Here is a 20,719-nt window from a genome sequence, read left to right as displayed (position 1 = left end):
GGTACCCAGTCCTCTCAGTCGGGGTGGGGCGGGGGCGCTCGGTGCGAGCGGGGTCAGGGCGTTCTGGATGCCGGGTGGTCGGGGGTGCCGAGGGCGGTGTCGCGCAGGAGTGCGGCCGCTTCGTCGTCGCTGAGGGATTCGACGAGGGCCAGTGCCGCCAGACCCGGTTCCCGTCCGCTCTCACGTTCTCGTTGTTCCCGGATCACCGCTGCCACGGCGGTGACCGTCGCGTTGGTCATGAAGACATGCAGTGGGACACGTATGCAGGATTCCTGTTCGATCAGGTACAGGACGCGGGTTGCGGACAATGAGTGTCCGCCGTTCTGGAAGAAGTCGGCCTCGCGGCCGATTGGACGCTGTCCGAGGACCTGTTGGTAGGCGTCGGCGACGAGTTGTTCCTCCGGGGTTCGGGGCGGGGAGTGGAGCGGGCGTTTTTGGGATGGGGGGAGGGCCGCTGTGCGCAGGGCGTTGCGGTCGCGTTTGCCGTTGGGGGTGAGCGGCAGGTGCTCGTGCGGGACGAAGTGTTGGGGGACGAGGGCCGGGCGCAGGAGGGCGGCGGAGTGCGCGGTCAGCGTCGGGGCGTCGGGTGCCGGCTGGCCTGGTTCGAGTTCGATGTGTGCTGTCAGGCTTCCGTCGGCGGCGGCCACGACGACGCAGTCCCGGACGGCGGGGTGCTGGCGGATGGCGTGCTCGACCTCGCCGGGCTCGACCCGTTGGCCGCGGAGCTTGATCTGTTGGTCGTCGCGGCGTAGATGGTGCACTGGGCCGTCGTGTCGGCGTACCACCAGGTCGCCTGTGCGGTACATGCGTCGTGGTGTTGCTGTCTCGTCGGCGAGGGTGACGAACCGTTGCGCGGTCGCGTCCGGTCGGCCAAGGTAGCCATCGGCGAGGCCGTAGCCCGCGATGTACAGCTCGCCGATCGCGCCGGGGGGCAGGAGTGTTCCGTGACGGCTGAGGACATGGAGGGTGGTGTTGTCGAGCGGCTCGCCGATGTGGATGGGGCCCGGTACGCGCGGTACGCGCCAACATGTGGACCAGATGGTCGTCTCGGTGGGGCCGTAGAGGTTCCAGACCTCGGTGTGGCTGGCGAGCAGCCGGTCGGCCAGGTCCCGGTCGAGGGGTTCGCCTCCGGACCACACCCGCAGGTTCGCTTCGCCGCTCCAGCCGGTGTCGAGGAGCATCCGCCAGGTGGACGGGGTTGCCTGCATGACGGTTGTGCCGGCGGTTGCGAGGAGTTCGGCGAGTAGCCGGGGGTCGTGGGCCTGGTCGTCGGTGGCGAGGACGAGTTCCGCGCCTGTGGTCAGCGGCAGGAGCAGTTCCAGCAGAGCGATGTCGAAGAACGGGGCCGTGACGGAGAGCAGTGTGTCGCGGGCGGTGAACCCGGGGCGGCGGGCGATGCTTGCCAGGAGGTTGGCGAGCGCCTGGTGGCCGACGACGACTCCTTTGGGCGGGCCCGTCGAGCCCGAGGTGAACAGGACGTAGGCCGGTCGGGCGGGGCCAGCGGGGGGAGGGTCGTCGTGTGAGGGCGGTGTGGGTGTGGTGGTGTCGATGCTCGCGACCCGGGGCGGGAGTTGGCGGGCGGTGGTCGCGGTGGTGAAGGCGTGGGTCATCGCGCTGTCGGCGATGAGGTCGGCGAGTGGTGCGGCGGGCAGGTCCAGGGGCAGCGGAACGGCCGTCGCACCGCAGTGCCACGTGGCCAGCAGCGCGGCGACCAGATCGGGTGACCGGGGCAGGAGGAGTCCGACGGTGTGGCCTGTGCCGCCGGCCGCCGTGAGGTGGTGGGCCAGCGCCCGTACCCTGTCCTGGAGCCAGTGGTAGGTCCACCGGTCAGGCCCACAGCGCAGCGCGACCCGGTCGGGTGCGCGTCGGGCCGTCTCCTGGATCTGGAGGTGCGCCGGCTGGGCGGGCAGGCGGCGGGCGGTGCTGTTGGACGCGGTGATCACGCGGACGTCGGCGGGTGTCAGCTGGGAGAGCCTGTGGACGGGGACCGAGGGGTTTGCTGCCGCGTGTTCGGCTGTCTGCCGCCAGCGGGCGATCAGGGCACGCGCGGTGGTGTCGGTGTAGAGGTCGCGGTTGTGGAGGAGCATCAGCCGCAGGGAGCCGTCGTCGAGCGGTGCGATGTGCACCTCGATCTCGAACTGCGAGACTCCCGGGTCGAAGGGCTCGGGTGCGCAGTGGCTCTCGGGCAGTTCGAGGCGCGTCGGGAGATCGTGGAGGGCGAAGAAGGTCTGGAACAGAGCGTTGCGGCTCAGGTCTCGTTCCGGCGTCAGACGCTCGGCCAGTTCCTCGTAGGAGAAGTTGACGTGGTCCCACGCCTGGGCCGTCCGGGCGCCGGTGGTGGCGAGCAACTGGCGAAACGTCGGCTCGCCGGACAGGTCCACGGGCATGGCCAGGGTGGTGACGAAGCAGCCCGCCGTTCGCTCGAACCGAGGTTCGGACCGGTTGGCGTACGGCGTCCCGACTACCAGGTGGTCCTCCCCGCTGTGCGCGGCCAGCACGGTCGCGTGCACGCACAGCAGCGCGCTGAACAGGGTCGTGCGCTCTCGTGCTGCCAGGCGGCGCAGGGCGTCGACGGTGGCAGTGTCGATCCTCGCGTCGAGGCGGTGGCTGCGGTAGGTTCGCACGGCGGGTCGGGGCAGGTCGGCGGGCAGTTCACCGGGGTGCGCGTAGGCGAGGGCGTTTTGCCAGTACGCCAGGTCCGCGCGGCCGCGCTCGCCCCGGCCGCGGTCCTGATCCAGCAGGGCGAAGTCGGTGTAGTCGGCGTGAGGCGGGCTGGTGGCCGCCCCGGGTGTCCGGTAGGCCGCGCCCAGCTGGTCGACGACCTGTGCGTGGGTCCAGCCGTCGGATACCAGGTGGTGGTACGTCACTCCCCAGAGCCATCCGTCGGTGGCGGTGCGCACCAGCGCGGTCCTGAGCAGGGGCGGGGTCGCCAGGTCGAAGGGCCGTATGAGGTGGTCGCGCAGCACGGTCTGTGGGTCGGCGTCGTCGTCGCATGGCAGGACGGGCATCGGTGCGCGGGCGGTGCGGTGGACCAGTTGCAGCGGGGTACCGCCGAGGTCGGTGAAGGAGGTGCGCAGGCCGGCCTGGGAGGCCAGGACGGTGTCGAGGGACTGGCGCAGGCGCTGCGGGTCGACGGAACCCGGGAGGCGGTAGGCGAAGGTGAAGGTGTAGCCGGTGCCGGAGGGGTCGAGCTGCTGGAGGAACCACAGGCGCCGCTGGATCTGCGAGAGGGGGGCAGCTGTGCTGCCGTCCAGGTGGGCCACCAGGTCGTCGTGGTGGCGTCCGAGAGTCTCGCGCAGTTCGGGGCTGATGGCGCCGGGTGGGCCGGTCAGCCGTAGCCGGCCGGCGGGGGCGCCGAGGCGGCAGCCGGCGTCGATGACCTGACGCAGCGTTTGCGGCCAGGCTGGTGCGGCGTGTTCGCTCACCACTGGAGTTCCTCGGTGTCGGGGGCCCCGTCGTCGGTATGCCCGTCGGTGCCGGATCTGATTGCGGTCAGGGCGGTCCCGGCAGCGGACCGTAGGCTGTCGGTGCGCAGCAGCAGCGCGACGGTCAGCGCCGGCTTCAGGTCCTCGCCGATCGCGTGGAACCAGCTGACGGCGGTCAGGGAGGTCAGGCCGAGCTCCACTGGGGGCGTGTCGTGCGGCACCTCGCCTGGGGGGATACCGAGCAGGGGGCCGAGGTGGTCGGCGAGGTGGTGTTCGATCAGGGCGAGGGCGTCCTGGTCGCTCGCGAGTGCAGCGGCTTCCCTCAGCCGTTCGGTGCGTGCGAGGGCTGGTTCGGGGGTGGCGGCGGGTGCCGGTGGGTCGGCGGGGGCAGAGGCGGGCAGCGCCGCGTCGAGCCAGTAGTCGCTGCGCTGCCAGGGGTAGGCGGGCAGGCTGGTCGGGCCGCCCGGGGGGAGCGGCAGCGCGTCCCAGTCGAACCGCACGCCCCGGGTGTGGGCTGCGGTTACGGCGGCGAGGAGCGATTGGCTCTCTGGTCCGTCCCGGTGCAGAGACGGGACGGCGTCCGCCTGCCCGGCGCCGGTGGTCGCGTCGATCGCCGGGCACAGTACCGGGTGCGGGCTCATCTCGATGAAGCAGCAGGGGACTTGGGCTAGCGCGGCGATTGCGGTACGGAACAGTACCGGCTGGCGGATGTTGCGTGCCCAGTAGGATGCGTCCAGCATGCTTCCACGCGCCGTGTCACCAGTGAGGGTGGACACGAACGTGGTCGTGGTCTCGCGGGGCCTCAGCCCGGCGAGGGCGTCGCGCAGTGCGGGAACGACGGAGTCCACCTGGCGGCTGTGCGCGGCGACGTCGACCGCGATGCGCCGGGCGAAGACGCCCTCGGCCTGCAACTCTGCCTCGATTGCCTCGATCGCCGCCACCCGACCGGTCAAGACGGTCAGGTGTGGGGAGTTCAGCGCGGCGATCTCCGGGCCGTACGGTTGCGGGCGGCGTGCGAGCAGGTCCCGCGCCTGCTGCTCGTCCAGGTCGGCGATGAGCATCGCCCCCGTGCCCGACACCCGGGCCAGCGCGGCGCTGCGCCGGCAGACGACGCGTACGGCGTCGGGCAGGGTCAGAGCTCCCGACGCGTGGGCCGCCGCCACCTCACCGGTGCTATGTCCGACGACGGCGTCGGGCAGTGCGCCCCACGACCTCCACAGAGCGTCCAGGGCGACGCCGACGGTGAACAGCGCGGGCTGTACGATCTCGACGGCCTCGACGGCCAGCGGGGCGGCTCCGGTGAGCCAGGGCAGCAGGTCGATGCCGCTCTCGGCGGCAACAAGCACGGCACACGCGTGTGCCGTGCGGCGGAAGACGGGCTCCCGCTGGTAGAGCTCGACGCCCATCGTGGCGTGCTGCCCGCCCTGGCCGGGGAAGACGAACACGGTGCGCACTGGTGAACGGACCGTCCCCCGGAAGACCTTTGCGGAACCGCCGGCCGAGGCGAACTCCCGCAGGCCGCGTGCCGCGTCGACCGGGTGCGCGGCGACCAGGGCGAGTCTTTCCTCGTGGTGGGTACGCAAGGCGCCAGCGGTGAAGGCGACGTCGGACAGGTCCGGTTCGGTGGGTGCAGGGTCGGGCGGTGCCCCGTCCGGTGCATCCTGCGCTCTGGGAACGGTGGGGTCGAGGTGCTCGGCCATCCGTGTGGCGGCCTGCGCGAGTGCGTCGGGCGTCCTGGCGGACACGGTCAAGACGGTGGCGCTTCGCACGCCGTCCGGTGTGCCGGCCATGTTCGCTCCCTCCCGCAGGTGCCCGGCGAGGTCTTCGGCGCGCTCGCCGCGGGCGCAGGACAGGAGTGCCACGGTGTGCGGGCCAGCGGACGACTCGATGTCGGCGCGGACCACGGGGTGCGGGTTCACGTCGAGGAACACGTGGTGTCCGGCCTGCACGAGGTCGGCGACCAGCGGAGCGAAACGCACCTGATCGCGCAGGTTGCGGGCCCAGTACGCACCGTCCAGCGCGGTGCCCGGCACCAGGGCGCCAGTCACCGTGGACCACATCGGGGTGTGCGCGGGGCCGGGCCGCAGGACGGACAGGTCCGCCACGAGGTCCTCCAGGACGACGTCCGTCTGCGGACTGTGCGAGGCGTAGTCGATGTCGACGCGGTGGAAGCCGGAGCCTAGGGCGTCCACGCGCTCGCGCAACCAGGCCAGCTCCTCGGGCGATCCGGACACCACCGAGCGGGTCGGGCTGCTCACCACTGCGACGGTCAGGTCACCCGTCCGTCCGCTCACCAGGGCTTCGAGGTCGGCGGCCGGCACGTCCACCACCGCCATGCCGCCGGCCCCTTCCACACGTTGCAGCAGGCGCGCCCGGGTGGTGAGGACGCGGGCGCAGTCCTCCAAGGCGAGCGCACCCGACACGTAGGCGGCCGCCACCTCGCCCAGGCTCTGACCCACCACCACCGCAGGCCGCACCCCCCACGACTCCCACAGATCGGTGAGTGCCACCTGCATGGTGAAGATCGACGCCTGGATCCCGGCGGTGTCGGCTACGAGTGCGCGGGGATCGGCCAAGGCATCCAGGACAGACCAGTCGAGTAAGGGCCGGAACACGCGCTCGCAGCGCCGCACCATGCGGGCGAAGGCCGGCGCCCGCATGAGCTGCGCGTCCATCCCCGGCCACTGCGACCCCTGCCCTCCGTAGACGAACACCGGTCCCGCGACGGATCCTGCGGCCACGGCGCGCCCAGCCGCACCGTGCTTCTCGGCGGGCTCGTGGGTCGCGGCCGGACGGTGCCAGGACGGCGGGTCCGGGTACCCGCCGAGGACGGCATGGCAGTTGGTGCCGCCGAATCCGAACGAGCTCACCCCCGCCTCGAGCGGCGTCCCGTCTTGGCAGGGCCAGGGCTCCTGCCGCGTGGGTACCGCCAGGTGCAGCCCCGGGAAGTCGATACGAGGACTGGGCTCGTCGAAGTGGAGATTGGGCGGGACGCGGCGGTGGTGCAGGGCCAGTGCTGTCTTGACGACACCGGCGATGCCGGCGGCGGCTTCCATGTGCCCCAGATTGGTCTTCAACGCCCCCAGGAGGAGTGGTCTGTCCGCTCCCCGCCCCGGTCCGTAGACGCTCCCCAGTGCGCCCGCCTCGATCGGGTCACCGAGTTTCGTGCCGGTGCCGTGGGTCTCCACGAAGCCGATCCGGAGCGGGTCGACGCCCGCGTCGGCCAGGGCGGCGCGGATAACGTGCTCCTGTGCCTCCGGGCTCGGGGCTGTCAGCCCGTTGCTGAAGCCGTCGTTGTTGACCGCGCTGCCCAGCACGGTGCAGTAGATCCGGTCGCCGTCGGCTACGGCGCGGCTGAGGCGTTTGAGGACGACCAGCGCGCCGCCCTCACCGCGCACGTACCCGTTCGCCGATGCTGAGAAAGACTTGCACCGGCCGTCGGGGGCCATCACGCCGAGCCGGGACATCGCGATGGTCGGTGCCGGGAAGAGCATCAGGCTCACCCCGCCAGCCAACGCGAGGTCGCACTCCCCGCTCAACAGTGCCCGGCGGGCCAGATGTACGGCGACCAGCGAGGCCGAGCACGCAGTGTTGATCGCCATGCTCGGGCCGCGCAGCCCGAACGTGTAGGAGACACGAGCGGGCACGATACTGGTGTCGCCGCCCGGGCCGCTGTAGGCGCTGATCAGCTCGGGCCGGGCCGAGATCATCGCCCCGTACTCGCTCCACATGACGCCCGCATAGACGCCGGCAGTGACGTCGTGCAGCCGTGCGGGCACCATGCAGGCGTCCTCTATGGCCTCCCACGCCAGTTCGAGCATGAGCCGCTGCTGCGGGTCGATGTGCACCGCCTCCGCCGGTGAGATCCGGAAGAAGAGCGGGTCGAAACCGGCGATGCTGTCCTGGAGGAAGCCTCCCCACCGTGTCGAGGCCCGGCCGGGGCGCCGCGGGTCCGGGTCGTACCACTCCTCGTTCCGCCACCGCCGCGGCGGTACCTCGCTTATCGCGTCGCGGCCCCGCATCAGCAGCCGCCACAGTTCGTGTGTGCTCCTGGCTCCGGGGAATCTTCCGGCCATCCCGACCACCGCGATTGCCTCACTGGACGAACCCTCGGCCCGCCGCTGCGGGCGCCTCGCCGGGGTGTCGCGCTGGCCTGGGTCGATCGCCTCGGCGAGCGCAGTGACGGTGGGGAACCGCCAGGCCAGTTCGACCGGCAGGTCCCGGCCTGTCAGCTCGCTCGCGCGGGTCAGCATACTGACGAGGTCCGCGGACGCCATCCCGTAGTCGCTGAAGCGCTCGTCGGGCGAGACTGCCCACAGCGGTATCCCGGCGTGCTTCGCCACCTGGGCGGTCAACCAGTCGCGGACACTGGCCGTGTCCGGCTGCGCGGCCGCTTTCTCCTCGGTCGCGGATATCTCTGCCCCCGGGACAAGTGGCAAGCTCATGGCGATACCTCGGGCATCATAGGGCTGGCTTCCAACATTCCCTTCGCTAGGCGAGTGCCCGTGATCATATCCGGTGAAACCAGCTTCTGGAGAGACGGTTTGGCACACCATTCCCCGGCCACTCACCGCAACCGGAAACGGCTTCGGTTTTACGTTTCATGTTCGTCCTGAAACTCTTTCAAGTCAAGGAAGTCGAGTCAGCCGGCCGGGAGTTCGGAGCCATGGAAAGATCGTCGGCGGAATTTCCGGCACTGCGATCGGCCGACGCATCTGCCACCGCTTGGCCCGCCGACAGCCAGCGCGCCGTCTAGGGAAACCGCCACACCGGCCGCGAACTGCGCATTCTCGCTGACGCGGCCGACGCCGCCACCGGGGTTCCCGCTGGTCCGCCGCGACCCAGCCGTTCGAACTTCCGTCCTTCCATGCGCCGCACTCGGTGCGCCTCGATCCGCATCTGGGCGAGGCGCAGTCCCATTTCACTGGCTGTGCCCGGAGGGTGAGGGCCGGAGGAGTCCGGGATCTGGGGTCGGGCCTACATGGAAGCGCTCGACCAAAAGGTTATCTGCGATCTTTAGCTGAATTAAATGAAGCCGGGATTCCAGTGGAAACGAGAGGCTGCCCCGCTTTTCACTCCGGATTTTCGTGACATTCACAGCCGATTCGGCATCGTATTCGCGGGAACGGGTCCGGACGGTCGCCCGATCGGCGCGGCCTGGACTGCCGACTGACCCGAGTACGGTTCATCGGGGCGGCCGCCGTGACGTGTGGCGTCCATCCGGACGCCTCGATCCGCGCGGACGAGGTGATTCGGGGTCGGCCGTGGCAGCGTTCGTGCAGTTGCCGGGGGTGGATCGTGCCGCCCCGAGCCGGCCTCGGACGGCTCGGCCCCGTCTATCGGGATGGGTCCGCCGGGAGGGGAGGGGCTCTGCTTCGGACGTCCTGGGCGGCGGCGTGGACGACAGCCAGGGCCTGGTCGAGGTGTTCGGAGCGCAGGCGCTGGTTGAGCAGGAACATGCGCAGGACATAGCGGCCGTCGACATCGGCTCCGCTGAGGAGCAGGTCGCCGGTGGCGTTGATCGGGTGCAGCAGGTCCTGGCTGGTGTTGTCGGCGTCGCGCATGGCCCAGGGCACAGGGGCAGGCGAAGGCCGCGGTACTCGCAGGTGAACGCAGGGCCCGGGTCACCGTAGATGGGCAGCTGTGCGACGGGGTGCAAGTCGACCAGGCAGCCGCCACGGAGGGAGAACGCGGCCTGCAGGGCGGTGGCGTCGCGGACGAGCAAGGCGCCTGAGCCTGTTGTTCAGTCCCGGAGGTCACCCGACCTGCTGATCTGCGGTTCTTCGCGAGACAGCAGAGACGGCCGCCCCTCACGCTTCGAGATGTCGAGCAACGAAGCTGAAGGAACGGCCGCTGGTGGCAAGTCTCCCTGTGCGGTTGCCCGCCGTCGAGCAGTGGGGCGTACTGTCCCGCTTTCGGATGGACTTCTACGAGTGCCTGTACACGCGCGCGGACGCGCTCTTCGAGCTCACCGACGCGCTGCTGTGCACGGACGGGCCGGTCAAGACGCTGGTGGACCTGTCGCTGGCGGCCGAGCACCGCCGTGGGCACGGTGCGATGTACGCCGCGCTGGACCGGGACTGGCTCGAGCCCGCCCGACTGCGGCGCGCGCTGGCCGGCCTTCCGATCCCCCGCCCCGCTGACGGGCGCCGTCGAGTGTCTCGAGCACGTCCTCGTGTCCCATGCCGAACCGTAACGGGCCGACGCGCACAAGCGGATCCAGCCTCCACCGGCCCCGGCCGCCCTCCTCGACAGCGTCCGGCGAGCATGGAACACGCTCCGCGCTCCCCAGCACCGCTCAAGATCAGGAGGCAGAGAACCTACTGGTGGTCAGGATCGGATGGCAAACGGTCAAGGTCGCCTGTCATCGGCAGTCCGGACGGCGCGCTGCCCCGCCCTTGTCCTCGGCCAGCAGCGGCGCGACGGTGCCCGCCGGTGATGGCCCGGGGTATGCGCGTCCCGAGTCCGACGGGCACCACCAGCAGCATAGCGGGCACGGCCCTGCCAGCACGGCTTCTACGGGACGGGCGCGGCGGCGGACATCGTGTGCGCGGTGTTCGACCTTCCCCTGGACTTTCTGTTCGCGAAGACGAGCGAGCCGAGCGAGTCGTCCGGCATCCCCTCGTCTCCCGGGTCGATCGAGCTCAACGATCCGCTGGCGATCGAGAACCAGCTTCTGCGGCTCCGGGTCGGTGGGGTACCGGACGACGTCCTCACCACGTTCCGTGCCTCGCCCGCAGGCATCGTCGACCACTACGAGAAGGAGGGGACGCAGCGTCTCGCCGGCGAGGCCCGGATCGTGCGGGCGACGCTGCACTCCATGCTGGTCGGCCAACAGCTCCCGGCGCAGCGGGCACCCCGATGTCGAGCAGGCGATGGCTCTGGGTGTTCGGGCGTTGCAGGCCGCCCGGACGGCGCCAATCAGCTCGGTCTGGAGCCGGGCGGCCGACCTCTTCGAAACCGCCAGCGGGGACCGCCGCTGGCACGGCAACCGCGCGGTGCGCGAGTATGCGGAGCACCTGCGCCATTGGAAGTCCCTGCCTTTGGTCACGCAGCTCACCACCAAGGCTCTGAGCATGTAAGGCCGGACCTCGACGTGCTGTTCCACTCGGCCCGGTCGTTCCCTCCCGACCCCCAGCGGCGGATACGGTGGACGTGATCGCGTCCACCGGCCGGCGGACATTCTCGGCCCTCGAGACCCTGACCGACCACTGGGATCGACCCGGCTGGACACCTGCTCGGCGGGTGTACTACTGGATGATCACGTTCTCTGGGCAGGACGCCGTACGGGACCTCCCTCGACAGTGCCGGGACGGGATCGCCTGCTGCGGGCTTGACCTGATCCCACCGGACGGCCGGCACATCACCGTCCTGCGCATCGGCGACCGGGATCGGGTGCGGCACAATCAGCTCTCCAGGGTCGTCGAGGGCGCCAGCGCGTTAGCCTTGCCGGCCTTCGCCCTGGAAGTCCGCCCTCTGTCCGGCTCCCGTGAAGCGTACGGTTCTCGGTCGGCCCGTGGGGCCCTGGTGCACCTGCACCACGCCCTGACCGGTCTGGAGAGCCGGGTCGGCACTCCGGGAGGCCGGGCTACCAGTGAGTGGCGACCGCACCTGGGCATCGCCTACAACCCCGTCGAGCGCCCTGCCGCCCCCTGGTCCAGGCGGCGGGTGCGCCGCGGAACTTGCCCGCCGTTCACGCCGTCGTGGCGGATACGGACCTCGTGGAACTGCGCCGCGAGCCCGGCCGCTACGCATCGGAAACCATCGCCCGCGTACCGCTGCGTGCCCAGTCATAGCCGGACCCCAGGCGCTGCCGCTGCTGCACCGCGATCCGGCCCGCGACGGCCTGGGAGAGGTCGGCGGTCGCTCGTCCGGGGCGCAGCCTGTGCGGACCTTCTCGCCGTATCGCCTTCGAGTGACCAGCCTGCTCGCACCCGGTGACGCCCGCCGGTAAGGGCGGGCGCCACCGGCGGTTCGTCAGGCGGAGCCGTACTTCGCCTCGGCCGCTTCCTGGCTGGGGCAGAGTATCTGGGTGATCTTGGCCCAGTCGTGGCCCTGTCGCCGGGCGCTGGCAACCGCCCGGCCGGTGGCGGGTCGGCCGCCGTCGGAAGCTCGGGCAGAGCCGGACCGGGGACGGTGCTGATCCACCCGCAGGTGCAGGAACTCCGAAACGGGGAGCCCACCGCCCCGTGCGTGAGCCACCAGTCGATGGCGTCGCCCGGGATCACCAGCCGGCTGTCGGGGTCGGCGAGCTGCTGGTCGTGCCCGATCTCTTGGCCGTCGTCGGTCTGCTCGATCCATCCCATGGCGGCATCCTAGAAGGGCGGTTCGTCGGAGTCGCTGGGGTCGGGGGCGGGCGGTGCAACCGCAGCATCGCCTCGGCCACCGAGTGCCCCGCACCGTAGCCGATCTTGGTGCCGGTGTGGTCGTGGGCAGTGACGATGAAGCACTCTTCGACCGGGTCCTGGGTGACGCTGCCGTCCTCGTTGACCGCACCCGACCGGCCGGGGTCGGACGAGATCTGGACCGTTCCGCCGCCCTGCAGGAACGATTCGACGTCGATGCGCTCGCCGCCATCGGGCTGGTCCACCGAGTCGATGGCGGCGACCAGGGCGGCGACGGGGCGGCGGTGCCGGGTGAGGACCTGCGGGGCGGCGCCGGGGAAGTCCGTGGCGGCGGCGACCAGGTCGCTCAGCTTCGGCCGGGCCGAGCTGAGGGACCAGGGCCGGCACTGCTCGAGCGGGACGGCGGCCTCGCTCAGCGGGACGAGCTCGGTCAGCCGGTACCAGACGAGCCCGGAGGCGTCCTGACGGGCAACGAGGACCGTCGTTCCGACCCCGGCGGCGGCGACCAGTTCGGCCCAGCGCTCCCTTGCCTCCTCCACCCCGATCGGGCCTCCCCAGGCTTGACAAGCCGCTGGCAGGCGGGCGGGACGCGGGTGTCGGGCGTGCTCGTGTGACCGGAATCGATGGTTGGCCGCAGGCGTATGGTAGGGACATGGCCGGGCAGGTGCGCCGGTGCGCGCGATGCTTCAAGCCGCTGCGGGCGACGAGCGGCAGCGACGCATTCTTGTGCGGCTGCGCGTGCGCGGCACCACACGGCGGAGGCCATCCGGATCGGGCTGTCCCTGGTCGACGGCGAGGAGGCCGAGCGGGTGGCGCGCGCCCCTCGTGCCAGCGCCGCTTCGTTCTCGGCCATCTCCACCGGCGGGACTCCGCCTACTGCGGCGCCCGGTGCAGGCAGGCCGCCTACCGGGCACGACAGGCGGATCCGCGAAGCCGTCACCGCCCCGACCACCGTGACGGCTTCCATCCCCCTTTACGGGTCCGATGACCAGCGCGAACGCCACCGGGAAGACCCTGGCGAGGCGGCCTCCGTCACGACTCGGCCGCTCCCGGGTCACGCAGCGGCCTGAGCCCGCCGGGCATCCAGGGCGGCAGGGAGCCGTACCAGCCGAGCATGTTGACATGGTGCCGACGACTTCGGCCCCTCCCCTCGCGTCCATCACCCCACCAGCTCGTCCCGGACCTCGGCGAAGTCTCGCCAACCGCCGTCCTGCTGGATCTCCCCGACGTGGGAACAGGCCGTGCCGTCCCGCTCGCCGTACTCCGCCAGCACCACCCCGGTGTCCGTGATCCCCCGCTGCTCGGCCAGGTACTCCGCCACCTCCGCCGACACCTGCCGCGGGCCAGGCATGAACCGCCCCAGGAGCCGTACTGTCGTCAGCTGCACCGCGAAGCCGAGCCGGCTGTGCGCCCGCCGCTTCGCCTGCACCTTCTCCCGGTCCGTGTCGTCCAGGATTGAAGAACCGCTCCAGCTCCGCCCGCGTCGGGGCACCGTCGAACGCTCCGTACCTGACCTGCCCATCCGTCAGAAACCCGGCCGCCACAACAGCCCTCCGAAGATCGACAAAATCGACCCGCGAAGGTTGGAACCCACGATCAGCCCTGGTCGACAGCCCCCGGTGACCAGCCCGGCCTTAGCGCACGATCTGGCATGGAAGCTCAAGCACATGTCCCGTGAATGGTCGACGCGGGACATTCGGCGGCAGCAGTCCGGACAAGTTAGCGAACAGATCAGGTATTTCGCGCGGCTGAGAGGGCTGGTCCAAGGCGTTGTGTCCGGTGCGATATCCGATCAAGGGCACTGGCGGTGCCGCGAGTGCCGGTCCACGGTGGTCGCGCCCGAGCGCGCCCCGGCGGATTCCCGCGGGCTCCGGCGGCGCGCTCACGGTTCCCCGATCCCGCGCCGGCACCGACGCCTGGAATGCCATGTCCCTGAGCAGCCCGTATGTGAACGTCCCCAACGCCTGCGCCAGCCGTCGGCCGGCCTGCTGCGGAGAGGCCATCCGCCCGTGAGTGCCGTGATGCTCAGCCACGCCCTCACCGGCGCCGACCCCGCCGGTCTGGACACGACCAGCCGCGCGCACCTGGCCTGGTCGGCCGGACGGCCCGCACCGCCGCCCGCCGACGGTCCCGCCACCGTTATCGCCGAGACCGCTGTCACGGTCCTTCTCGACCTGCTGGGCGAACCGGAGCTCGCCGAGACGGCTCTCACCAATCGACCCGGCCCCTTCCACAGCTGCCCCGCCACCCTTAGCACCCGCTTCAAGACCACCGGAGGAATCCCGTGACCGCCATACCCACCCTCGACGCCACCGGCCGCACTCTGCACCAGCAGGCCGCTGCCCTGCGAGCGGCCGGCCCCGCCGTCCGCGTGGCGCTCCCCGGCGGCCTGACCGCCTGGTCCGTCACCCGCGGCAACGTCGTCAAGCAGCTCCTCACCCACCCGGCCGTCTCGAAGGACGCTCGGCGCAGCTGGCCCGGCTATCAGCCCGGTGCCCACCCGTGGCTGACCACGTGGGTGGACGTGGTCTCGATGTTCACCGCCGACGGCGATGACCACCGCCGCCTGCGCGACGTCGTGGCCCCCTACTTCACTTGCCGCCGCATCGCCGCGATGCGACCGGACATCGAGTGCCTCGTCAATGCCTTGCTCGACGCGCTCCCCCAGCGCACCGGCCCCGACGGGGTGACCGACCTGCGCGCAGCCTTCGCCTATCAGGTGCCCACCCAGGTCATCTGCAACCTCTTCGGTGTCCCCGACGATCTGCGCCCCACGATGTTGGCCGCGATCGACGCCGTCCTGGACACCACCGCCACGCCGGAACAGGCCGCCGCCACCGCCGACACCATGGTCGCGGCCATGAGCCGGCTCATCGAGGACAGGCTGGTCCGGCCCGGCAAGGACCTCACCACCCACCTCCTGAGCAGTCCCGGTGGGACGAAGCTCAGCCACGAGGAGATCGTCAGCACCCTCGTCCTGATGATCGGCGCTGGCTCCGAGACCGCCGTTTCCCTGATCGACCAGCTCACCCTCGTCCTGCTGCAGAGCCCGGACACCCTGGCCGCCCTCACCGCCGCCCCCGAGCGCTGGCCGGACGCCATCGAGGAGACACTGCGCCTGCACCCACCGATCATGCACCTTCCACTGCGCTACGCCACCGCTGACATCGATCTCGGCGACGGCGTGACAGTGCGTAGCGGTGAGCTGATCATCGTCGGGTTCGGCGCGCCCGGCCGCGACCCCGGCGCCAACGTCGCCCCCGAGCGCTTCGACCTCGACCGCGCCGACCGCCAGCACCTCGCCTTCGGCCACGGCGTGCACTTCTGCCTCGGTGCCCCGCTCGCACGTCTGGAGGCCCTCGTCGCGGTGCCGGCTCTCCTGTCGCGTTACCCCGGCATGCGCCTGGCCGCCGACCCCGCACCCGCCCCGTCCTTCATCGCCAACGACATCACCGCCCTGCCCGTACGGCTGGGCGCAGACCCGGAGATCCAGTGACCTCTCTGCCCACCACCCCGCTGCCGGCTCGACAACCGTGGACAACCGGTTCGACGGCCGCGCCCAGCAGGCGTTCCGGGCCGACTCCATCGGCAGGCTCACCGTCTACACCGGGCGCACCGGCCCGCACGCCGAACAGCCGCTGCCTGCCCAGCACCCCCGCTTACCCCAGCCGTTCGTCGGCCGCACCGAGAGACGCGCGGCGGCCGACCTTGCCCTCGGCAACGGACGCCCGGTCGTGGTGTGCGGGCCTCCCGGCAGCGGCCGTACGGAGCTGGCCGGCCACGTGCTGCAGGTGCGTGGGAAGGCAACCTGCCGGGAGGGCGCGTGTTCGCCGACCTGCGCACGTCGAGCGACCCGCTGGACGTCCTGACCGGCTGGCTGCTGGCCCTCGGAGCCGCGGGCGCCCCCTCCACGCTCCCGGCAGTCCAAGGGATGTGGCGGACGGTCACCGCGAGTCGTCCCACCACAGTGCCGATCGTTGGAGGCGGCGGCCCGTCAGCAGTGGAGCCGCTGCTGACGGCCGCAGGCTCCCGGGTGGTGGTCACCTCCCTCGCACCGCAGCCCCACCTTGATTTTGTCAGGTGATATGAGAGCCGCTGCTTCGGTTCGATCCCCCGCCTTGGTCTTCGCCGCCGCCCGGAGCGCCTTGTGGACCTTGGTGAAGCCGCCCTCGGCGCGGGCCTGCGCGAGCGCGGAGGCTCCGGCGAACGCGCCGGGCTTGGCCAGCAGGACAGCTCCTGGTCCGTCGTCGGCAGCGGATCGTCGTCGCGCCAGTGGCGGCGCGGAACTGCTCCGTCGTCAGGCCAGCTCGGCAAGGCCCGTCCCTGGCCTCATGGCGGCTCATGTCGACGGGGCCGCGCAGCTGCTGGTGAAGCTCCCGGGCGCCCTCGGTGGAGTCGGCGACCACGACCAGGGTGCGGGGCACGGGGCACGGGGCTGTTGCCCCCGTCGTCGGGTTCGCGCGTCACCCGTACCCGCCGCGTCGCGGGTCCGGCCGCCAGCCGCGCCCGGTGCCGCTCGGCCTCCGCGTCGTCGCACAGTGGCCGATCTTCGCCCACGCCGTCTTTCCGACCGACCGCCCCTTCGTCACTGGCGCCCGGTACACGTACAGCAGCACCGGCAGCTCGTGCACAACGCGCAGCCTCCGCTTGTACTCCCCGACCGTCAGCCCGAGGTAGGCGACGTCCCCGGTGTACTCCTCCAGCTCCACCGTCCCGGCGCGCCACAGCACCCGGTGCGGATCGCTCGCCTCGGCCTGGAACTGGCCTACCGGCAGGCGTAGAGCCTCCAAAGACCCGAGGCGCCCGGTGCACACCCGGCAGGGGTCCCGCAGACCTCGCCCGAGACATGGTTGTGGTCGACCTCCATCGACTTGGCCCCGCACAGCGCGCGCCACCGCCGCTCGGCCAGAAACGCCGCCTGAGCCTCCGGCGACATCCGCCGGTAGTCCACATCATCCCCCGCCGTCTTTTGCCTTTTCAGTGGCGACGGTCGCATGCTGAGCCGGTGGGCCATCGCCTGGTCTGCTGCGGACGACACGCCGCCGACCAGGCCGTTTTGTCGCAGCGCGCCCCCGCCCATACGCTCGAACACAGGCGGGCCCAACCGCCCAGGAGCAGGTTCTCCGTCCGGCCTGCGGTTCGGCCGATGTCGCTCGACGCAGCCTCCCCGAGGGCGCCGTACCCACGGCTGCCACCAATGCAGCCGGGCCTTCGAACCCCGCCACTGCCCGAACTGCGGCGGCGCCCGGATCGACGGGTCGACCGGCCTCCCCGGCGTGCGGCACGAGAATCCGCCAGCCACGGGCGGCTGCTGGGTCTGCCGTGCCAAGACGCCGGCGCTGCGCGAGCCGTACGGCGGCTGACCGGCCGAGCCTGGCCCGGGTTCGCTGGCCCGCGAAGCACCGAGACACGCCGGCCGAAGGCCGGTCGATCGGGCGTCCAACAGGGCCGACGACGGACAGGCCAGCCAGACACGGCCGACGCCGGGGCAGTGGCCGGCAGTGGCCAGGGCGAGCCCTTGCCGCTGGGCCTGACGACGGGTTCCGCCTTCAGCCGGGCCTGGGTCCGTCCGACCAAAGGGTGGGCCGGCGCACGCTGGCGCCGCTACCACTGCGGAAAGCGACTAGAGCAGCTCCGAGGCGCGCCCACTGCGCGTGGACCTCGTCGATCGCCGTCCGGTGGCACAGCAGGGGCGGCGGACCGCCCGACCTGGGTCTGGTGCGCGAACATGTACCTGGGTTGTGCAGCAGCTGATGGCGGTCAGAGCCGGACGGACGTTTCCGGGAGAACCGCCAGTGCCAGGACGACATCGTGGGCACCGGGGAGGTCCGGGTCCCCGTCCGCGTCGGCCGATGGCCTGGTGACCAGACGACGCTGGATCAGGTTCTCGGCGTGCCGCAGATGCGAACGGACCGTGGCCGGATTCAAGTCGAGCGCTGCGGCGGTGGCCTCGATGTGGGTATTGGCCCCGATCCAGGCTGTGAGCGTTTCGATCAGATGGCGTCGCCCCCTGTTCAGCGGCTCGAGGAAGTCGAGGGCCCAGCAGCGGACTTCGTCCGTGTCCAGCAGCTGTGCGATGCCGGTCGGCTCATGGACGGCGGGTGCACGGTCCGCACGCGTTCTGAGTTCGAGTGCGAGGCCGAGCACGGCGCGCTGGGTGACGTCCTGCAGGTCGGCCTTCAACAGGCCGGCGGCCGTGTTCAGACGGCGGGCAACCGTGTTGCGGTGCGTTCCCAGGATTCTGGCAGCCGCGGCCGGGGTGAAGTCCAGTCCCAGGCGCAGCGTGGCGAGGAGGTGCTCTCGGCGGCTTTCGGACAGGTTCAGCAGCGGGGCCAGGCGGGCACGCGCCCACGTATCGGCGCGCTCGTCGAGGATGTGGGCGAGCTGGACGTCGGCCGTGTACTGGTGGATACGGGTGGGTGTTCTCCGGGCTACGGCCAGGGCCCGGCTGGCGTCGCCGTAGGCCTGGGCGGTGTCGATGAGCTGGCGCGTGGTGCTGGCGCCGAGGTAGCGATGCGGTGCGGCACGTACGACGGCGGTAAGGCTGTCCATGGCCTCGCATTCGATACCGGGCCCCGGGGCGACGACTACCACCTGATCGGAGAAGGCCGGGCACGCACTGACGATGGTGGTGCTCCCTACAGCCTCCAGGCAGTCCTGGATGACACTGGCGTGCTCGGTCCGACGGGATTTGAGGACGAACACCCGGCATTCGTCGGCGTCGAGGATCTCTGGCATGAGGCAGCGGGCGGTGCGCTGGGCCTCGGTCACATTGCCGGTCATCAGTAGTTGCAGGATCGCCTGCCTCACTGATTCCTCGGCGCGTCTGAGGCGTTCGTGCTCTCGTGCCGCGTTCTCGGCGGCGGTCTGCACGGCCAGGAGGTCCAGGGTCCGTGTGATGGCGGTGTTGGTGTCGGGGCTGAAGGCTGGGGCGCCGACGGCAAGCACTGGGGCAGGCTGCTCCGCCCCGATCCTGAACAGTCGGATCTGAAGGTCTGCGGCGCCGGGAGCCGGGTCCAGGTCGGCGAGCTCGAGAGAGGCCCATCCTTGGCCTGTGCTGGAGAGTTGGGCGACCTTCTCGCGAGCGGGGTCGAGTAGGAGTCCTGCGCCGGCGGGCGCGACGGTGCAGGCCGAGCCCAGGGGGTATACCACAGCAACTTGGGCACCAGTGAAGCCCGCTAGCCACGTGACCAGGCGCTGGATGCCTTCAGGCCCGCCGAGATGGTGGATCTGTTCCAGGAGCTGGCGGTGGAGGGCAGCGGTGCGCGCTGCTCGGGCGTGGTATTCGTCGACGATGGCGCTGTGCAGGTGGAACCAGGCAGCGGGATCGTCTCCGACGGTCAGCAACGGCATCCCGTGGCGGCGTGCCACCGCGCGGACAAGGGGTTCCGTCTCCATCCCCGCAGGCAGGGCGACGGCCAGTGCTGCGGCGCCAGCTGCGGTGAGGTGGGCCAGGAACCGGTTTAAGCGGTCGCGTTCGCCCAACCTTGGGTCGCATCTTTGCGCGACGACCAGGTGGTGGCGGACGTGGCCGTCGTCAACCGCATTGTCCGGGGAGAGAGGGTGGACCCCGCGCAACGGCCGATCGGTGTCGCTCCTGGCAGCTTCCTCTGCAAAGCGCAATCCATGCGGCAGGCCAGTCGCGAATCGAAGCGTGGGCAACCCTGCCCCTCCCCCGAGGACGAAGCGTCCCGCCCCGGGACGCCGTGTACCGCGTGTCCGGTCCGGAACCGGGCGGGGCGTCTGAACGTAGTCAGAGAACCGCGGTCATGGTTGTGGATAGGTGGTTGAACGTCGCCCATACGATAGGCGGCCCCGCTGGCAGGACGGCAGCGGGCGACACCGCTTCCACCGAGACTCAAGCGATCCTCGAGGGCACGGTCGCACCTTCGAGGGCAGGACCGAGATCGCCCGGGCCCCGGGGGTCGAGAGCCTGCGGCGGGCCGGGGACACCCACCAGGAGCCCACCCCCCTCTGACGCCGCCGCCATTCGCGGTCCGGGCGAGTACCGGCGCATGGCGGCGGCGATGGACCGGACCGGGATTCCGGCGTCTCATCCTGTAGGCGGCCGACCAAGGTGGGGCGAAAGGGGGCAGGCCGGCCCGAGGGCCCGAGCCCCACGCAAGTGGCCGCTCGAACCGGAGGCCCCGGGCGTCGGCTTCCGACAGCGGCACCCGGCAGCTCAACCCTGTCCAGGCACGTCGCCATCATGGGGCGCACGCCCGCGCACATGACCTGCTCCGGTGTGCACTGGTCGAGGTTTTCACCGTGCGCATGGTGCTCTAGTGCAATACCGCCACCAGCCAAAGTCTGATTTTGTTCAGAGCACACCGTCCGGCGCACACCGGCGCACGCAACCTGTGTCCACCCGGTATCCCGGTACCGCGCGGGCGGATCCGTAGTCCCACGAAGGAGGCTTTGCCATGCCCGCCGCCACCACGCCAGCGACGTCCGGCACACTGCGCGACCTGCTGGTAGCCTGCCGCGGCCGCATCCAGGTGTCGCAGGAGCAGGTGGCCATCGAGGTGGGGGTGTCGGGCCGTCACTACGGCGACCTCGAGCGCGGACGAGTGCGTCGGCCCAACCCCGTGCTACTCACACGGGTCGCCGAGGTACTGAAGATGAGCAGCGTCGAGCAGGCACACATGCATTCCCTCCTCGATGTCCTGCCCACCGGCTGATCGCCCGCACATCGCGCGAGTGGCACTGCCCTGACCGTGTGCGGCCTCCACGGTCCGGTGCCGGCGACGGCCCCGTCCCTGCGGACTGCACCGCATAGCCGGTCGGCATCTGGTGTCGGCGCTCCCGGGTCCGGAGCGCCTTGGGGATTGATGAGGCCAGTGCCGCCGGCGCCGGCGCCCTCGTGCCCGTGCCCGTGCCTCCTGCCCGGTGGAGGGCAGGGACCCCGAGCCGACCGCTTGCGTGATCGGCGCCCAGGGCTTCGAAGCC

At 71.1% G+C, this 20,719-nt stretch carries 12 protein-coding genes and 1 pseudogene; 6 read left to right on the top strand and 7 right to left on the bottom strand.

Annotated elements, in window-relative coordinates:
• Window positions 1-53: 53 nt before the first annotated feature.
• The 3 genes from ACFVU7_RS42595 to ACFVU7_RS42585 form a co-directional block, all read right to left on the bottom strand.
• Window positions 54-3,425 carry an amino acid adenylation domain-containing protein gene (locus tag ACFVU7_RS42595; RefSeq protein WP_388051730.1) on the bottom strand — a complete coding sequence of 1,124 codons (3,372 nt, stop codon included), beginning with the start codon at window positions 3,423-3,425 and terminating at the stop codon, window positions 54-56.
• Entirely contained in the window at window positions 3,422-7,870 is a 4,449-nt protein-coding gene (locus tag ACFVU7_RS42590) for an acyltransferase domain-containing protein (RefSeq protein ID WP_388051727.1), read from the bottom strand. Before ACFVU7_RS42590 ends, ACFVU7_RS42595 begins: the two co-directional genes overlap by 4 nt.
• Before the next feature lie 891 nt (window positions 7,871-8,761).
• A complete protein-coding gene (locus ACFVU7_RS42585) occupies window positions 8,762-8,989 on the bottom strand; it encodes a hypothetical protein (RefSeq protein WP_388051725.1) in 228 nt (75 codons plus the stop codon).
• A 355-nt stretch (window positions 8,990-9,344) separates the two neighbouring features.
• On the opposite strand from ACFVU7_RS42585, the pseudogene ACFVU7_RS42580 reads away from it, so the two are divergent.
• A pseudogene (locus ACFVU7_RS42580) lies at window positions 9,345-9,575 on the top strand (transposase); the annotation flags it as partial.
• A 403-nt stretch (window positions 9,576-9,978) separates the two neighbouring features.
• Window positions 9,979-10,584: a hypothetical protein gene (locus ACFVU7_RS42575; protein ID WP_388051791.1), complete on the top strand. Its 606-nt coding sequence runs from the start codon at window positions 9,979-9,981 to the stop codon at window positions 10,582-10,584.
• Window positions 10,585-11,649: 1,065 nt separating this feature from the next.
• On the opposite strand, the gene ACFVU7_RS42570 is transcribed toward ACFVU7_RS42575, so the two are convergent.
• Both ACFVU7_RS42570 and ACFVU7_RS42565 read right to left on the bottom strand, forming a co-directional pair.
• Window positions 11,650-12,309 (bottom strand): type II toxin-antitoxin system Phd/YefM family antitoxin, encoded by a 660-nt coding sequence (locus ACFVU7_RS42570; protein WP_388051722.1) that lies wholly within the window; start codon window positions 12,307-12,309, stop codon window positions 11,650-11,652.
• A 620-nt stretch (window positions 12,310-12,929) separates the two neighbouring features.
• Window positions 12,930-13,262 carry a DUF4158 domain-containing protein gene (locus ACFVU7_RS42565; RefSeq protein WP_388051719.1) on the bottom strand — a complete coding sequence of 111 codons (333 nt, stop codon included), beginning with the start codon at window positions 13,260-13,262 and terminating at the stop codon, window positions 12,930-12,932.
• Between the two features lie 517 nt (window positions 13,263-13,779).
• Here ACFVU7_RS42565 and ACFVU7_RS42560 point away from each other — a divergent pair.
• Genes ACFVU7_RS42560 through ACFVU7_RS42550 form a run of 3 tightly spaced genes read left to right on the top strand, consistent with a single transcriptional unit; the run spans window position 13,780 to window position 15,639 of the window.
• A complete protein-coding gene (locus ACFVU7_RS42560) occupies window positions 13,780-14,058 on the top strand; it encodes a hypothetical protein (protein WP_388051716.1) in 279 nt (92 codons plus the stop codon).
• The gene (locus ACFVU7_RS42555; RefSeq protein WP_388051713.1) at window positions 14,055-15,266 is read left to right on the top strand and encodes a cytochrome P450; all 1,212 of its coding nucleotides are present in this window, start codon (window positions 14,055-14,057) and stop codon (window positions 15,264-15,266) included. Before ACFVU7_RS42560 ends, ACFVU7_RS42555 begins: the two co-directional genes overlap by 4 nt.
• A gap of 37 nt (window positions 15,267-15,303) precedes the next feature.
• Window positions 15,304-15,639 carry a hypothetical protein gene (locus ACFVU7_RS42550; RefSeq protein ID WP_388051711.1) on the top strand — a complete coding sequence of 112 codons (336 nt, stop codon included), beginning with the start codon at window positions 15,304-15,306 and terminating at the stop codon, window positions 15,637-15,639.
• Window positions 15,640-16,233: 594 nt separating this feature from the next.
• On the opposite strand, the gene ACFVU7_RS42545 is transcribed toward ACFVU7_RS42550, so the two are convergent.
• Window positions 16,234-16,560 carry a hypothetical protein gene (locus ACFVU7_RS42545; RefSeq protein ID WP_388051709.1) on the bottom strand — a complete coding sequence of 109 codons (327 nt, stop codon included), beginning with the start codon at window positions 16,558-16,560 and terminating at the stop codon, window positions 16,234-16,236.
• 970 nt (window positions 16,561-17,530) lie between these two features.
• A complete protein-coding gene (locus ACFVU7_RS42540; RefSeq protein ID WP_388051706.1) occupies window positions 17,531-19,255 on the bottom strand; it encodes a helix-turn-helix domain-containing protein in 1,725 nt (574 codons plus the stop codon).
• A gap of 938 nt (window positions 19,256-20,193) precedes the next feature.
• Between ACFVU7_RS42540 and ACFVU7_RS42535 the strand changes: the two genes are divergently transcribed.
• Window positions 20,194-20,451, top strand: a complete 258-nt coding sequence (locus tag ACFVU7_RS42535; RefSeq protein WP_388051704.1) for a helix-turn-helix transcriptional regulator — start codon at window positions 20,194-20,196, stop codon at window positions 20,449-20,451.
• The last annotated feature ends 268 nt before the right edge of the window (window positions 20,452-20,719 follow it).

The sequence above is a fragment of the Kitasatospora sp. NPDC058046 genome (assembly GCF_042885595.1).
Lineage (GTDB): Bacteria > Actinomycetota > Actinomycetes > Streptomycetales > Streptomycetaceae > Kitasatospora.
This window is presented reverse-complemented; position numbering and strand designations above follow the sequence as displayed.

Excerpts from the sequence above, each read along its gene's own strand:
- ACFVU7_RS42585 (WP_388051725.1), bottom strand. The coding sequence starts at position 8,989 with ATGCGCGACGCCGACAACACCAGCCAGGACCTGCTGCACCCGATCAAC.
- ACFVU7_RS42590 (WP_388051727.1), bottom strand. The coding sequence starts at position 7,870 with ATGAGCTTGCCACTTGTCCCGGGGGCAGAGATATCCGCGACCGAGGAG.
- ACFVU7_RS42535 (WP_388051704.1), top strand. The coding sequence starts at position 20,194 with ATGCCCGCCGCCACCACGCCAGCGACGTCCGGCACACTGCGCGACCTG.